The organism is Alteromonas sp. NFXS44 (genome assembly GCF_040148705.1).
In the GTDB taxonomy this organism is placed as follows: Bacteria; Pseudomonadota; Gammaproteobacteria; order Enterobacterales; family Alteromonadaceae; genus Alteromonas.
On record NZ_JAGDEA010000011.1, the window covers coordinates 223,850 to 239,481 of the forward strand.

Consider the following 15,632-nt stretch of genomic DNA (forward strand, 5'->3'; position numbering starts at 1 on the left):
TGATTACATGTTCACACGGAAGCCAATTTTGAATTCGCGGCCAAGTACGTCATATAAAGAACGGTTTGTTGCCAGATAGCCCGGACGGTTCTCAGAACCCTGATAAGCCGGATAAGTAACAACCGCAGGATCGGTATTGAACAGATTCTTAATTTGCAGATACAGCTCAAAGTCACCGGTGTTGTCAAAGCTGAATGTTTTTGATGCGTAGGCATCGAAGAACACTTTGCTGGCTACGGTATTGTCATTAATGGTGTAGTAAGGCGCGCTGCTTACCGGACAATCGGTTGAACACTCGATGTATGCATTGCTTAACGTGCCTTCACTGATGCCACGGGCAGTTAAATCAAAACGCATGTCGTCCAGGTCGTAAGTGACAGAAGCACGGAACTTCCAGTCCGGCGTTGAGCCTGCGTTTGAGCCGGCTTCATCAATGGCGGTAGTACCGTCATCGGTGATGGCTTCAAGGTAATTGGTGGCCAGGAAGCGCAGTTTTACGTCCCCGGGAATACCACTGTACAGATCGCCCATAGCGAAGCGGTAAGTCACATCGTAGTCCACACCTTTAGCAGACATAGAGTTCAGGTTGTCATACAGCAGGTTAATGGTTTGCAGCGTACCGGACTCGTCATAAATCATGTTGTCGCAGTACTTCTGAACGCCGTACTCAACACAGTATTCAGCGGTAGTATCTGCTGTGACATAGCCGATAACGCCGTCAACTTCCACTTCGTAGTAGTCGATGGTTGCTGAGAATCCTTCCAGGAAACCCGGGCGTAACACCACACCTAAACCAAATGAATCCGCCTCTTCCGGAGACACATTGGGGTTCCCCTGAAGGTTCTGCACCATTGGCACAGAAGCGCCGTTGATGGTGACCGAGTTAGAGCGTGCCGTACCTGCGGCATAAAGCTCAGACAAGTTTGGTGCACGAATATCTTTTGACTTGGTGATACGGAAAGTCGCATCGTCAATTGGCGACCAGGTGAAGCCGGTTTTCCAGGTGGTCACACCGCCGGAGGTACTGTAATCGGTATAACGTACAGCGCCGTTGAAATCTAAGTCTTCAATAACCGGCACCAGGGCTTCCAGGTAAGCTTCTTTTACATTGTAAGAACCTTCGGTCACTTTATAGTTACCGTACTTCCAGCCTGATGAATATTCCTCATCGACCGAGCCATCCATTTCTTCTTTACGGTACTCAGCACCGAAAGCCAGAGAAATGGGGCCCGCCCAACCGTCGATATCGGATGTACTGAAGTTAATTGCCGCAACGTCCTGGATAAACTCCTGTTTACGACGCGGCTGGCCCAGTACATAAGCCAGTGCTTCTTCGCTTGCAACGCCAACACCCATCCGGTTCAGCGGTACACAGCCATTTGTAGGATCAGTCAGAGTAGAACGACAAACAATATTACCGGTATCCGGGTCAACCACAGCATCTGTCGCCAGAGATAAACGGGAAGTATTGTAGGTTGGTGTCATGTGTTCGTCGGTATTGGTTTTACCGTGCTGGTAGTACACATCCCACAGGAAGTACTTGTCAGACAGTGCAAATTCACCTTTTGCTCCGCCCACAATTCGGGTGGTATCACGCTTGTTATTCGAACCTGATGCCGGCATATCCACGTTACTGGTATTCAAAGAGAAACTGTCCAGTCCCAGGGTAGCCATTTGAGTAGCCACAGACTCAGGCAGATACGCATTGTCCGCGTAAATGGTTACACCTTTCGTGGTGGGATTAATGTAGTAACTTAAGCCTTCATACTCGGCATAAGAACCTTGCAGGAACACTTCGGTTTCACCGAACATCCAGCTTAACCGTCCAAACAGGTTTTTCCTGTCGAGGTCTGCTGCCAGAGAGTTTGTGCCGAGCATACCCGACGTGGTGTATTCCCAGTCGCCGCCCTGCATCCATTGTCCGGATGTTGCGCCGGTTGCCAGTTGACCTGCCACACCGTCAACACCGAAGTATGTGCCGGCCAGCGGGCCTGACGCAATTAAACCGCCCGGGGTGTAGTTAGAAATACCGATACCGCTGCCGGTATAGAAATACGGCGCGCCTTCAGATGTGTCCGGATTGATCATCGCCACGTTGCCCTGCTCGGCATAATCACGGGTGGTGTAGTGGATACCGTTAGCACGGAAGACCTCACCACTGAGTAACAGGTGGCCATCGCCGTTGCCCAGTTCAGAACCGTAAGTCAGTACGATTTTGCTGTTTTCACGGTCGCCGTAAGTCGTTTCGCCGTATTCCACCTGCGATTTAAAACCGGTGTACTCTTTATCAAGAATGAAGTTCACCACCCCGGAGATGGCATCAGAACCGTAAACAGAAGAGGCACCGCCGGTAACGATTTCTACGCGCTTGATCAGCGACTGAGGGAATGTGTTTGTGTCGACCTGACCGGTTGACGCTGATACCACAGAACGCTGACCATCAAATAATACCAGTGTACGGCCTGTTCCCAGTGCCCGCAGGTTTAATGCGGCAATACCGGAAGCACCGTTACTCAGTGAACCGGAACTGGTTGAGGCTGTGGAACTGCCTGATACCGACGGCATGGTGTTGACAAAGTCAGCCACACTGTTTGGTGCGAAGGTATTAATATCTTCTTCAGACATTGACGCAACCGGTGTAGGGGTATCGTAACCGTCACGGGAAACCCGTGAACCGGTCACCTGAATGGACTCAACTTTTTGTTCTTCTGCTGCCGGTACAGACGTTTCGCTTTCCTGTGCGAAGGCCTGGGATGACAAACTGCTCGCAATCGCTACCGCCAGATAGAGTTTTCGGGTGGGGAATGGGGTGTTCACCTTCATATGTGTATCTCCTGTTTAAGCTGTGCTTGCTTTCAACTGCTGATTATTTGAGGTGCGTCCGACTACAGAACTGGCGCGGTTTATTTTTCAGCTTTACTCAGTAAATGTGCTTGTTGCAGGAGAGGTATTGCACATGCCGTACCTAAAACATTGATTTAAGTAATTTTTATCAGAGAATAATTATTCGCATGGAATTTTTAACAAGGGAATAAAGATTTATATTCGTAAATTCAGCGCGTTACGAACATAAGAAAGACTTATTTACAAACGATCAACATATAAGTTTTATAAATATTGTCACTTATGCAGAAATTAAAAATGTTTATGCACATTAAAATGCATAAAAAATTCTTATGTGCAAATTAGCTTACTTTATACTAAAGAATAATTCGCACTCATTTGATGCACCGTTAATGAAATTGCACAGGAGGCAAAGATATACTGATACAGTGTAACATCTGGCCAATTTTAGGATGTATATCTCAATAAACATTAAGTATAGGGATAAAATTAACAACCCTGGCGTTAATGCTGCGTTGAAATACAGAATTAAAAGGAGGAAATACTGACACCTTTGATCGTATAACCCGTCAATTTGTGTCAGTAACATGGTACTGGAAGGTAAATAAAGCATCCGCACTGTGCATAGTTATTCAAATTAATGATTCTTTTGCACCATTTTGGAATTCGTAGATAAGAGAGAAATCAGCTCAGGTAAGTCCTTTTAAGCAATTTGTTACCGCGTGCCGAAAATTTTATCGCCGGCATCCCCCAGTCCGGGCAGGATGTACCCCTTCTCATTCAGCCGCTCATCTATGGATGCCGTATAAATATCAACATCCGGGTGCACTTTCTGTACAGCTTCAATCCCTTCAGGAGCAGCAACCAGAAATAACCCCATGATGTGCTCACACCCTTTCTGTTTCAGCAAATCGATAGTCGCGATGAGCGTGCCCCCGGTGGCCAGCATGGGGTCGACAATCAGCGCGGTCCTGGCATCAATATCTTTTACGACCTTGTCGAAATATGGTACCGGCTCAAGGGTTTGCTCGTCCCGGTATAACCCCACCACGCTGATACGGGCATTCGGGATTAACTGTAGTACCCCGTCCAGCATACCCAGACCAGCGCGCAGAATAGGGACAATAGTGATTTTCTTTCCTTTGATCTGTTCAACATTGAGTTTCTCACCGGTCCACCCTTCAATTTGTGCTGTTTCTGTGGGCAAGTCACGTGTGGCCTCGTAGGTCAGCAGATTGCCTACTTCACTGGCTAATTCACGAAAATCTTTACTCGAGACCGACGCTTCTCTCATCAGACCGATTTTATGCTGGATTAACGGGTGCTTGATTTCATGAACAGCCATGACGTGCTCCTGAGTAAGATTATGATGGATAAAAGGCATCATGCGTGTCCCTTGAGAACACGCATAACAGTTAGCCGGATAATGGCACTAACTGGCTGGTTTTTGAATGATAAAAATAATGTCGTTGTAATGCCAGGCCAACTTATTGCCTGACAGTCTACTGATCACTTGTGCCACTACACGAACAATCTTATCTTTTTTGGCCCGCTTTCGCAGGTAATTATTCTTCCCCATTTCTTTGCATAGCGTGAGCTGGTGCTTTGCGCAGAAAGCCTTGATACCGGAGCGGGACAACTGAGGGTCGTAAACAATAGGATAAGGGATGTGACCGGGCTTACCGGCATGCTTTTTACCTTTTATATATCTGTAATAGGCAACATGGAGCCAGTGCGGAGTATGGCGGGCAAGAAAACCGTACACCGTGTCACGGTCCGGCACTTTAATCACGACAACGCCTCCCGGTTTCAGCCACAGGGCGAAGTTCTCCAGTACTTTATCGATATTCTCGATATGTTCGAGCACGTAAGAAGTATAAATAACGTCGAAATGTGCTGCAGGTAAAGACAAGGCGCGCAAATCGCCGGTGATGATATTCTGCAAATCGCCGTGAATTTGCTGCCTCAGAGCCAGTGCAGCCTCATCAATATCAACGCCGGTGATATGACGGGGGATCCCTTCCAGCTTAAGAGGCCATTTTTGCCCGCAGCCGGCTTCCAGTATTTTAAGTTCACCGGTATTGCCTGCGACTTCACGAATATGCGCCTCAATAACAGCGGTTTCTTCCCTGGTGTTTTTTACGAGCTTAATGCTATCCATTGCGATCCTGAGGGGGTAGATGATTTCATCCAAAACTGAGTGAACCGGGCCGGGTAAACGGTCACCTGAATGTTTACCTGTTTACACTGCTACGGAGTTCCAGATTACACAGTTCAATAAAAATTTAAATACGCGCTACCCTGCTATCTGCGACTTTCAGCGAAATATCACCAAAAACGCAAATATAGCGACAGCCTATACCCTTTTAAAAAATACCAATTTTACTTTGGCCTGTCTTCCGCCTCAGAATCGCAACAACCTGTTAACAACGAATTCTGCTCAATTGCCTATGTCTGCTTATATTTTGCCACTATGCTTTCTTATCCTCTCACTGCCTGCCGTGGCGGTACAAAAACTTATACCGCAAAACCCGGCTTACCGTGTGATCGTCGATAATGACTTTGCCGGCGACCCGGATGGTCTGGCAGCCCTCGCCCATCAGTTACTGGCGCCGAAAACAACCGTACCACTGATCACCGTAACCGGCACGGATCCAAACCTGGCCCGCCTGACTCACGGTAATAAGGATACCGCTGTGATTGGCAAAAGCCGTGCAGAACATTTACTCACGCTACTGAAAACAGAAGGCCCTTCCGTGGCAGCCGGCCACGATTATATTCAGCGGGAGAAACACAACAAACCGTCGGATGCAGCCAAAGCCATCGTGGCTGAGGCCATGAAAGATAGTCCCCTGCCTTTGCTGTTTACCTGTGGAGGACCGCTGACAAATCTGGCTGAAGCACTGAAACTGGCGCCGGCAATTGCAGAGAAGATGACGGTTATCTGGATAGGCGGCGCTGACTACCCAGACGGTGGTCCCGAATATAACCTCAGCACAGATCTGGCAGCAGCAAAATATGTACTGGAGCAGTCCGGCGTACCGGTATGGCAGATACCGGTTTCAACGTACCGTCAGATGCAATACTCCGTAGCAGAAATGCAGGCAGATTTTCTGCCCGTCTCACCGGTCAGCAGATGGCTATACAGTTTGTACACAGATTTGCCGGCGTTCGTACAGTTAGGAGGCACACTGACCATGGGCGATCATCCGCTGGTGTTATTGTCGGCCCTGAGCACAGAAAGCAGCCACTTTGAAGCGCTTCCGGCCAGAACCATTTCTGCAGACGGTCATTACGGCGATGAGATTGCAGGAAGACAAATCCGGGTATTCAGCGGGGTCGATGCCAAACTCACGTTCGCCGATTTTATTGCCAGGTTAAAGATAGCAGCAACGGACAATTAGCTTCACCGGAGACTTTCGCAAGTTAGTCGTTAAAGCTTTGCATTTCTGTTCCTCTGTTGGGTAGCTTAGGCAGATTACGCTGTGGCACACATCCACGTCGCCACAGCGCATCTGCACACACAACAAGAAAAGAAGGGAACTATGAAAAAGGGCTTTGAGAAACACGCTATTTTGCTCGGTCTGTCTTTATTTGCAACCCAGTCCATGGCAGCACTTTCAGATAAAGAGCAGCAACTCGCTGACTACATCGATAAAACTAATCCCGCAGCCCTGAAGTTGCTTGAAGATATCGTCAATATTAACAGCGGCACGATGAATTTTGCCGGTGTGAAAAAAGTGGCAGATGTTCTTATTCCTGAATTCAAAGCACTGGGTTTTGATGCCCGTTTTGAAGACGGTTCGGCATTTGGCCGTGCCGGACATCTGGTTGCAGAACTGAATGGCGGGACGGGCCCAAAAATGCTGCTTATCGGACATCTGGATACGGTGTTCGAGCCGGACAGCCCGTTTCAGACATTCGAAAAAATCAGCGACACACAGGCACGGGGCCCCGGCATTGCTGATATGAAAGGCGGCGATGTGGTTATTTTGCAAGCCCTGCGGGCCTTACATGATGCCGGTGAGCTGAAAAACATGAACATTCTGGTGGTCATGACCGGTGATGAAGAACTGAGTGGCCGCCCGCTGGAATTGTCGAAAAAGGCTCTGACCGACGGTGCAAAATGGGCTGATATTGCGATAGGATTTGAAAATGGCGACGGCAACCCTGCCACCGCAAACATTTCCCGCCGTGGTTCTATCGACTGGACACTCACTGTTACAGGCGTTCCCTCTCATTCATCTCAAATCTTTAAAGATAACGTGGGTGCCGGTTCTATTTATGAAGCTTCGCGTATTTTAAACACCTTCTATACGGACCTGCGCAGCGAAGAACTGCTGACGTATAATCCCGGCCGTATCATGGGCGGAACAGCCGTCACCCACGACCGCAAAGCAAACAGCGGTACCACCTTTGGCAAGAACAACGTAGTGGCTGAATCCACCATTGTCACTGGGGATATCCGTGCTATTTCGGAAGACCAGGTTAACCGCGTGAAAGATAAAATGCGGGAAATCGTCGCTGCATCCCTGCCAAAAACCCAAAGTACCATTGAATTCGGTGAGGGATACCCCGCTCTGGCACCAACAGACGGTAACAAAGCCCTGCTGGAAATTTACAGCAATGTCAGTGAAGATTTAGGTCAGGGTAAAGTGGCACCGGTCAACCCGCTGAATGCAGGCGCCGCCGATGTATCTTTTACCTCAGCATACGTTGAAATGGCCATTGACGGACTGGGCATGAGCGGTTCTGCGGGTCATACTGTGAATGAAACAGGCAACCTTGAAGCACTGCCTTCTCAGTCCAAGCGGGCAGCCATTTTACTGTACCGCCTGAAACAGCAATAAAAACAGAAGTCACAATAATACAAAGGGCGCGGTTACAGCGCCCGTTTAACAACAAAAAGACAGAGGAAATACTATGAAACTTCGTCGTTCCGTCTCCGCACTGGCACTGGTGCTCGGCGTGTCAGCAACACTGACCATTCCCCCTGCACTGGCCGCAGAACAAACGGTTGAAACCAAACGCAGCATTCCGGTTGAATCCGCCACCGTAACCAAACATAAAACCACCATCCGCGGCGAGAAAGTCAGCTATACGGCCACGGCCGGTATGCAACCGGTGTGGGATGAAGAGGGAAACCCCACCGCCACTTTGCAATATACTTATTATCAAAGGGATGATGTAAAAGATGCTGCCACCCGTCCGCTGGTGATCAGTTTTAACGGTGGTCCGGGCTCCGCTTCCGTGTGGATGCACATCGCCTATACCGGCCCGAAAGTGCTGAATATCGACGAAGAAGGCTATCCCTTACAACCTTACGGCGTGAAGACCAATCCCTACTCCATTCTGGATGTGGCGGACATCGTTTATGTGAATCCGGTGAATACGGGATACAGCCGCGTATTGCCAGATGCTGAGGGCAAAATGCCTTCAAAAGAACAGCAGAAATCTCAGTTCTTTGGCGTCAATGCCGATGTGAAATATCTGGCAGAGTGGATCAACACATTTGTTTCCCGTCAGAGCCGCTGGCGCTCACCTAAATACCTGATTGGTGAAAGCTATGGCACAACCCGGGTGTCCGGACTGGCGCTGGCGCTGCAGGAACAGCAGTGGATGTACCTGAACGGCGTGATTCTCGTTTCCCCTACAGAATTAGGCATTAACCGCGACGGACCGGTAGAAGCCGCTAACCGCCTGCCCTATTTTGCTGCCGCTGCGTGGTTTCACAAAAAACTGGCTGCTGAATACCAGAACAAAAATCTTGAAGTGTTTCTACCGGAAGTCGAAACCTGGACGCTGAACACTCTTTTACCGGCATTGGCAAAAGGCGCCTGGATCGACGAGTCCGAAACGCAGCAGGTCATTAAGCAATTTGCAGCATATTCCGGTTTAAGCGAACAGGAAATTGCACAAAGTAATCTGGACGTCAGCACCTGGTATTTCTGGAAAGCACTGCTGCGCGATGAGGGCAAAACCATTGGCCGGCTGGATAGCCGTTACCTGGGCATTGATGAAAAAGAACTGGGTGACAGACCGGACTACAATGCAGAGCTTACGTCATGGCTGCATTCTTTCACACCGGCGATTAACGACTATCTGCGTAACGATCTGAAATTTGTAACTGACACCAAATACAATATGTTTGGTCCGGTACATCCGTGGGACAGTGAAAACAATCATACCGGTAAAGACTTACGTCAGGCTATGGCAACTAACCCTTACCTGAACGTAATGATTCAGTCGGGCTACTACGATGGCGCCACCAATTACTTTGATGCCAAATACACCATGACCCAGTTAGACCCGGGCGGCAAAATGAAAGACCGTCTGCGCTTTAAAGGTTATCGCAGTGGCCATATGATGTATTTACGTTATGAAGATTTGAAAACCGCCAACGATGACATCCGGACATTTATCAGCGACAGCCTGCCGGCTAAAGATCAGGCAGCAAAATACGATCGCTGAACCAACCTTGCAGCCATTCCTTAACCGGAATGGCTGTCATTCACTACGCCTCAGATGAACTATCTCGCTCACCTTTTTCTTGCCCGTCCCACACCCGACTCCTGTTTTGGCAACCTGCTGGGAGATTTTCAGAAGGGACTGGATACCACCTCACTGCCAGCTCCGGTTTATATTGCCCTGCGAAATCACATGGCCGTAGATAAATTTACTGACAGTCATCCCTGGGTACGGGACATTAAGAAGACATTCAGCCCTGCAAGGCGGCGGTTTGCCGGCATAACCCTGGACGTGTTATTCGATCACTTTTTGATTTGCCACTGGAAGCAATTTTCACGGCAGCCGTTTGACGACTTCTGTGGAGACAGATACCGCCTGCTGGGTCAGCGGACCGGACAAATGCCACCACGCATGCAGCAGGTTACCGGCAGTATGATTAACAATCGCTGGCTGGATGTGTATGCCTCACTGGACGGGGTGAGCATGGCACTGAACCGCACTGCATCCCGCATACGGTTTAAACACCGGTTTGAAAACAGTCTTGAGGAAATATTGCCGGTTTACGACACATTGCTTGCAGATTTTCCGGCATTTTTTGAAGCACTCAGAAAACACATAAAAGAAAAGGGCCCGGAGGCCCTTCACTTCGATAACGTCTGAGGTTTAATTCTCAGGCAGAGTGATATTCAGTTCCAGTACACTGCAGTCGTCACTGTTTTCCAGTTGCACCGATACATCATCATCAGCAATTTGCACATATTTGCGGATAACTTGCAGAATTTCCTGCTGCATCATTGGCAGGTAATCCGGTTGAGAACGTTTACGGCGCTCATGGGCGACGATGATCTGCAAGCGTTCCTTGGCTACTGCGGCAGTGTTAGGCTTACCTTTTTTCAGCAGATAATCGAAAATACCCATTATTTACCTCCCAGCAGTCGCTTAAAGAAACCTTTCTTTTGAACGTCCAGGAAGCGGTGTTCTACCGTTTCGCCCAGCAGTCTGCGAACCGCGTCAGAGTACGCCTGACCGGCATTCGATTCATCATCAAGGATGACCGGTGTACCCTGGTTAGACGCTTTCAGAACCGCCTCAGACTCCGGAATAACACCCAGCAGCGGAACGGCCAGAATTTCTTCCACGTCAGCAACACTCAGCATTTCTGCGGTGGCAACACGTTGCGGGTTATAACGGGTCAGCAACAAGTGCTCTTTCACTGATTTACCCTGTTCTGCACGCATAGATTTGCTCTGCAGAATACCCAGGATACGGTCAGAATCCCGCACTGAAGAGACTTCCGGGTTAGTTACCACGATAGCTTCATCAGCAAAATACAGTGCCATTTGCGCGCCCTGCTCAATACCAGCCGGCGAATCACAAATGATAAAGTCATAATCTTCGGATAAATCGTTAAGTACCTTCTGGACACCTTCCATTGTCAGTGCATCTTTGTCTCTGGTCTGTGACGCAGGCAGGATGTACAGGTTGTCGGTACGTTTGTCTTTAATCAGTGCCTGATTCAGCGTGGCTTCTTTATTAATTACATTAACAAAGTCATACACCACACGTCGCTCGCAGCCCATGATCAGATCAAGATTCCGTAAACCCACATCGAAATCTATCACCACGGTTTTGTGTCCGGCCAGTGCCAGACCTGTAGCAATGGCGGCGCTGGACGTTGTTTTGCCAACCCCACCCTTTCCTGAAGTTACTACAATAATTTTAGCCATTTACTATTCCCCAATAGCGTCTGCACTGCGTTTGGTTAATGCTTCTATAAGAAGTGCATCTGCATCTAAATATGCCTGCGCTGGTTGTTTCCAGCACTTATTTTGTATGTTTTCCTGCATCACGAATCTGCCGGCGATAGATACCAGCTCAGCTTCCATGTTCTGGCAAAAAATTCGTGCTTCAGTATTACCTTTTACGCCCGCCAGCGCGCGACCGCGCAGGGTACCGTAGACGTGAATATTTCCGTCCGCCAGGATTTCAGCCCCTTCACTTACGGCGCCCAGTATCACCAGATCACTGCCATCCGCATACACCTGCTGTCCGGAGCGTACAGGGCGGGCAACAATTTTTGCCGGCTTAAGTACTTCTGTGGTTTTGGTGATTGTTACGGTTTCAGTGACCGGCTCAGGCGTCTGCTCCGGTTCCGGTTCGGCGGGCTTTGCTTCTGTCAGTGAACGCTCACTTAACTTACTCTGACTGATATCAGCCAGACCAAGATCGTTTATCGTCGCTTTTAACCCGTCGGTTTCACCCTTTATCGCCATCGGCTGTAGCTGATGACGGCGGCATAAAGCCACCAGCAACTCGAACTCTGTTGCCGACATTGTAGCGTTGAGATGGAGAATAAGCGAAGAACGGGTGAAAAAATGTGGCGCACTGGCAATTTTCGCCGCCAGTTGCGTGTCAAATTCATCCGGTTCGAAATGAAGGACTTCCAGTACAATACTGGTAAGCGTGGTGCCTTTCATACGAAAGCACTGTTGTGACATGAAGCGCATCCTGAATTATCGTTATTATCCCGCTGCAAGCCAGAAATGACAAGGCGGTGACAGATTGCACAACTCTATCAAATTCCCGTTCTACGGCAATACAAACTCCGGGAAAAATACGATAAACGGACAAAAAAACGCCAAAAATAGCAAATAAGTCCGTGCAACCACTATGAAGAGAGGCTGCACAGGCTATTTTAGTCTTCCTGACGGTTGTCCGGGAAGAGATAGTGACAAAGCCGGTTTGCACACTCAGATGCACTGGCTACAACCGCGAAACGCTCTTTGGAAGGCAATTCGTCCAGCCAGTTACCAATACGCTGAACACTGGTCTGGCATGGCTTTCTGTCGAGACCAAAGCGTGCTGACAAATTCGACGTGGCGACTTCTGTGACCAGTGTGGAATAGGCGTCGTACTGCACCGGGTTCAGCAAATGTCGTCCCACATCCAGCCGTTTCTGATGACCGGCCCAGCGGATCAGTAACGGTAAGATGGCCTGATACCAGGCTTCTGTGACATGCTTGGCATACAGTCCGGTTTCAGGCGGCATTTCGATATAATCTTCCTGCGGGTGGAAACGGGGCTCATCACCTTCCCTGACATCCACATTCAATCTGTCTATCCGGTTCTTCAATGTGGATAAGGGTTCAACGAATCCTTCTTCGTAGGGCATGCCTTTGTAATCAACCAGTTCACTGGCATTGTAAACCAATGAAATACGGCGACCTTTCTGCGCAGCCCCTTCATCGCCTTCTCCCCACGACAATTCTGCCGACGGCATGGAATAGTAATGAAATACCGGTGACGGCCTCGCATCTTTGCGTAATTTAAAGCCCTGTTTCTTCCACTGAATTTTAGTGCCCCACAAATTACTGGTATAACCGTAGGTCCGTGACGTCAGCGACAACATGACCCAGGTCAGCATGGAGTTATAAGGCACTTTTGAGCGGATATTAAAATGAGCTACCGGTTCAGGTTGTTCTATCCAGCGCAAAATACAGTCGTCATCTCTGACGATTAATTCAGCCAGAATATCCTGATAGCGGGTTTCATCCAGATCCCAGCTGTCATTGTTTAACAGCACAACATCTGCCAGCGTCTGACAACTTCCAACCGGATGGCGCCGCAAGAAATAATGTAAGCTCTTTGCGGAACTCACGTCTTTACGGACAATGTCCAGATCGTTGATATACACCACCCAGAAATGCAGCTCTTTCAGTAGTGTCTGCATTTCACTGCGGGTTACGCCTTCCCACTTTCCCGGTGCCTGTAAATCAAAAATTTTACTCACCGGTGTATCACTGTATGCACCCGAAATCTTTTTCAGAATGTCCTGATAAGATAAACCCAGCCATTCTTCAATGTCTGCAATCTGCTTACTTATCTCACTCAAGTTCGCCACACTGGCATCCAGACTCCGGTCATTGCCTAAAAAATGGATTGGCCGGTTACTGGTCGCCGTTTGTTCGACGAAGCGTCTGAAAGGATCACGGCCATTGTATTTCGCAGACAGCCGCAACAATGTTTTCGGACTGCTTCCCGTTGCAAGGGAACATTCCAGTTGCAACGGGTAACTGTTTCGAAACTGCGATAATGTCAACATGGGCTACATCCTTCTTTATCTTCTCTTCAGGCATTGATGCACGATGCTCCACCGGGAACGGTCGTTTTCCTGATATGGCCGGAGTGTAGCCAGACCCTTATGGGTGTTCGATATACAAAATGATAATCAGATGTAGATACTAATAAGTACGCATACCCGTTTTTTTGCGGGGAAACCGGTGATTTCCGGTGACGTTCTGAAGCGCAGAAATGAGAAAGGCCGGAACAAGTCCGGCCTCAATTAAATGCAAAGCAATGTTTTAAGTACTATTTTTTCGACTCGACCCACTTTTCAACATCGCTTTTCACCATAGCCATGGGTCGCGCGCCGGGCAATAGCACAACATCATGAAACTCTCTAATGTCATATTTGTCACCTAATGCATTCCTTGCTTCTTTTTCCAGTTTGACAAAGGTGAGCATGCCCAACTTATACCCAAGTGCCTGACCCGGCCACGCCATGTAACGCTCGATTTCAGGCACAACATCAGATAAAGATGTACCGGTAGTTTTATGGAAATAATCAATCGCCTGTTCTCTGGTCCAGTGCTTGTGATGCAGGCCAGTATCAACAACAAGGCGCACCGCACGGTACAATTCAGCCTGCAGACGTCCTAAATCCCCCAGCGGATCATCGTCATACATGCCCATATACTCAGCAGCAACGTATTCAGAGTAGAGTGCCCAGCCTTCAACATACGCGTTAAAAGGCGCGTTTTGACGCATCAGACCAATGTCTTCCTGCGCCATGTTCAGCGCGATCTGGAAATGGTGCCCCGGCACGGCTTCATGATAAGTCAGCGTCTTCAGGCCGAATTTCGGCACCGCTTCCATATCACGTAAGTTTATCCAGTAGATCCCGGGACGTGCGCCATCCAGGGAAGGCGGCGAGTAAAAACCGCCCGCTTCACCCGCTTCCGAAACCGGTGGAATACGGCGCACTTCGACAGCCTGCTCCGGAATAGTGCCGTAGAATGAAGGCGCTTTTGCCATCACTGCATCAATTTCATCATTCAGATAATCCAGCAGCGCACCACGCCCTTCGTCCGTGGCATCAAATACCTGTCCAGGCAAGCCGGCAAGGGCAATCATCCGCTCCCCCACCGTCCCTTCACTGTAGCCATTTTCTTTCAGAATGGTGTCCATCTGCGCTGAAATCCGGTCAACTTCATCAAGACCGGTCTGATGAATTTCATCTGCCGTCCACACAGAATCGCCAAGGAAGCGGATTTCATGAGCATAAAACTCATCGCCCCCCGGTTGCGCCCAGATACCATCACTTTTACTTGCATGTGCTTCGCTCTCAAGTACCGCATCGCGGGCCCGGTTCCACGCCGGATAAACAACCGTTGTCATCAGTTCAGTTGCCTTTGCCACCAGCGCTTCACGTTGCTTATCATCAATGCCTTCTGCTTGGGTGAGCTTTTCTGCAAAGGTTTTCACCAGTTCATGATCTGCAGGTTCACTGGCGAGAAAATTGTTGAAAAAGGCGATGGTCTTCGGATGCAGTTTTTTAGGTAAAACGATGCCCTTCGCTTGGTCAGCTTTAAACTTAGCCACAACGCCGTCAGCGAACTCACCCATTTTCTCCAGGCGGCTGATATAAGCGTCAGCTTCCTGTTCATTGCTTACAGATTGCTGTACCTGCATAAGCTTTGGCATATCGATTAACGGGCCGGAAATCTGGTTGATGATATAAGGCAGATGACCGCCCCAGGTATCAATGTAGCCTGCGGGGAAACGGGTATCACCGGTGTAGTAGTCAAAGATATTAATTAGAATATTACGGTGTGTCTGCGCCTCTGGCGTCAGTCCTGCCGGGTCAATGTCTTTAAGGGCCGCAGAACCTTCTGCCATGCTTTTTTGCAGCGCAGCCATCCCTTTTGCAGTGTAGTCTGGAAACTTATCGTTGTACGGACCACCAGCCTGCTCCGGCGTCAACGCCAGCATCGTTGACAAAGCCGGTTGTAGTGTCAGAAACGCAGTCGTGTAAGTGTTCGCCGTTTCAGTCAGTGCCATTTCTGCCGCTTGTTTTTGAGCAGCGGTGACGCCGGTAGTTTCGGTTGCCGGAGTCTGAGATTCGTTGCAACCGGCAAGCAGGCCCGCTGCCAGTAATGCTGTGTACACAGGTGTGAGTTTCATGGTTTCTCCCGTTTATAGTTATTCTGTCTATTGTGACCGATCATCCTGCCACTTACCGTGCAGTTGATCTCAAAGGA

At 49.0% G+C, this 15,632-nt stretch carries 12 protein-coding genes; 4 read left to right on the top strand and 8 right to left on the bottom strand.

Annotation, left to right across the window (positions count from 1 at the left end; all coding sequences use genetic code 11):
• Window positions 1–3 precede the first annotated feature (3 nt).
• The 3 genes from J3369_RS14770 to J3369_RS14780 form a co-directional block, all read right to left on the bottom strand.
• A complete protein-coding gene (locus J3369_RS14770; protein WP_349588217.1) occupies window positions 4–2,823 on the bottom strand; it encodes a TonB-dependent receptor plug domain-containing protein in 2,820 nt (939 codons plus the stop codon).
• 736 nt (window positions 2,824–3,559) lie between these two features.
• Window positions 3,560–4,189, bottom strand: coding sequence for a uracil phosphoribosyltransferase (upp, locus tag J3369_RS14775; protein WP_349588219.1), 630 nt, complete (start codon window positions 4,187–4,189; stop codon window positions 3,560–3,562).
• A gap of 87 nt (window positions 4,190–4,276) precedes the next feature.
• A complete protein-coding gene (locus tag J3369_RS14780; protein ID WP_349588222.1) occupies window positions 4,277–5,005 on the bottom strand; it encodes a class I SAM-dependent methyltransferase in 729 nt (242 codons plus the stop codon).
• Window positions 5,006–5,294: 289 nt separating this feature from the next.
• On the opposite strand from J3369_RS14780, the gene J3369_RS14785 reads away from it, so the two are divergent.
• The 4 genes from J3369_RS14785 to J3369_RS14800 all read left to right on the top strand — a co-directional run bounded on the left by J3369_RS14785 (window position 5,295) and on the right by J3369_RS14800 (window position 9,972).
• On the top strand, window positions 5,295–6,248 hold the full coding sequence (locus J3369_RS14785) for a nucleoside hydrolase (RefSeq protein WP_349588224.1): 954 nt from the start codon (window positions 5,295–5,297) through the stop codon (window positions 6,246–6,248).
• A 141-nt stretch (window positions 6,249–6,389) separates the two neighbouring features.
• On the top strand, window positions 6,390–7,694 hold the full coding sequence (locus J3369_RS14790; RefSeq protein ID WP_349588226.1) for a M20/M25/M40 family metallo-hydrolase: 1,305 nt from the start codon (window positions 6,390–6,392) through the stop codon (window positions 7,692–7,694).
• Window positions 7,695–7,767: 73 nt separating this feature from the next.
• Window positions 7,768–9,315 (top strand): S10 family peptidase, encoded by a 1,548-nt coding sequence (locus J3369_RS14795; protein ID WP_349588229.1) that lies wholly within the window; start codon window positions 7,768–7,770, stop codon window positions 9,313–9,315.
• 54 nt (window positions 9,316–9,369) lie between these two features.
• Entirely contained in the window at window positions 9,370–9,972 is a 603-nt protein-coding gene (locus J3369_RS14800; protein ID WP_303572968.1) for an acyl carrier protein phosphodiesterase, read from the top strand.
• Window positions 9,973–9,975: 3 nt separating this feature from the next.
• On the opposite strand, the gene minE is transcribed toward J3369_RS14800, so the two are convergent.
• The 5 genes from minE to J3369_RS14825 all read right to left on the bottom strand — a co-directional run bounded on the left by minE (window position 9,976) and on the right by J3369_RS14825 (window position 15,555).
• The gene (gene minE, locus J3369_RS14805) at window positions 9,976–10,230 is read right to left on the bottom strand and encodes a cell division topological specificity factor MinE (RefSeq protein WP_119502090.1); all 255 of its coding nucleotides are present in this window, start codon (window positions 10,228–10,230) and stop codon (window positions 9,976–9,978) included.
• Window positions 10,230–11,039 (bottom strand): septum site-determining protein MinD, encoded by an 810-nt coding sequence (gene minD / locus J3369_RS14810; protein WP_119502091.1) that lies wholly within the window; start codon window positions 11,037–11,039, stop codon window positions 10,230–10,232. The genes minE and minD overlap by 1 nt, the downstream gene beginning before the upstream one ends.
• Before the next feature lie 3 nt (window positions 11,040–11,042).
• Window positions 11,043–11,810 (bottom strand): septum site-determining protein MinC, encoded by a 768-nt coding sequence (gene minC / locus J3369_RS14815; RefSeq protein WP_349588233.1) that lies wholly within the window; start codon window positions 11,808–11,810, stop codon window positions 11,043–11,045.
• Between the two features lie 197 nt (window positions 11,811–12,007).
• Complete coding sequence (locus J3369_RS14820; RefSeq protein WP_349588236.1) at window positions 12,008–13,414, bottom strand: zincin-like metallopeptidase domain-containing protein; 1,407 nt, start codon at window positions 13,412–13,414, stop codon at window positions 12,008–12,010.
• A gap of 266 nt (window positions 13,415–13,680) precedes the next feature.
• Entirely contained in the window at window positions 13,681–15,555 is a 1,875-nt protein-coding gene (locus J3369_RS14825; RefSeq protein ID WP_349588239.1) for a DUF885 domain-containing protein, read from the bottom strand.
• Window positions 15,556–15,632: the final 77 nt, after the last annotated feature.

Excerpts from the sequence above, each read along its gene's own strand:
- J3369_RS14770 (WP_349588217.1), bottom strand. The coding sequence starts at position 2,823 with ATGAAGGTGAACACCCCATTCCCCACCCGAAAACTCTATCTGGCGGTA.
- upp (WP_349588219.1), bottom strand. The coding sequence starts at position 4,189 with ATGGCTGTTCATGAAATCAAGCACCCGTTAATCCAGCATAAAATCGGT.
- J3369_RS14780 (WP_349588222.1), bottom strand. The coding sequence starts at position 5,005 with ATGGATAGCATTAAGCTCGTAAAAAACACCAGGGAAGAAACCGCTGTT.
- J3369_RS14785 (WP_349588224.1), top strand. The coding sequence starts at position 5,295 with ATGTCTGCTTATATTTTGCCACTATGCTTTCTTATCCTCTCACTGCCT.
- J3369_RS14790 (WP_349588226.1), top strand. The coding sequence starts at position 6,390 with ATGAAAAAGGGCTTTGAGAAACACGCTATTTTGCTCGGTCTGTCTTTA.
- J3369_RS14795 (WP_349588229.1), top strand. The coding sequence starts at position 7,768 with ATGAAACTTCGTCGTTCCGTCTCCGCACTGGCACTGGTGCTCGGCGTG.
- J3369_RS14800 (WP_303572968.1), top strand. The coding sequence starts at position 9,370 with ATGAACTATCTCGCTCACCTTTTTCTTGCCCGTCCCACACCCGACTCC.
- minE (WP_119502090.1), bottom strand. The coding sequence starts at position 10,230 with ATGGGTATTTTCGATTATCTGCTGAAAAAAGGTAAGCCTAACACTGCC.
- minD (WP_119502091.1), bottom strand. The coding sequence starts at position 11,039 with ATGGCTAAAATTATTGTAGTAACTTCAGGAAAGGGTGGGGTTGGCAAA.
- minC (WP_349588233.1), bottom strand. The coding sequence starts at position 11,810 with ATGTCACAACAGTGCTTTCGTATGAAAGGCACCACGCTTACCAGTATT.
- J3369_RS14820 (WP_349588236.1), bottom strand. The coding sequence starts at position 13,414 with ATGTTGACATTATCGCAGTTTCGAAACAGTTACCCGTTGCAACTGGAA.
- J3369_RS14825 (WP_349588239.1), bottom strand. The coding sequence starts at position 15,555 with ATGAAACTCACACCTGTGTACACAGCATTACTGGCAGCGGGCCTGCTT.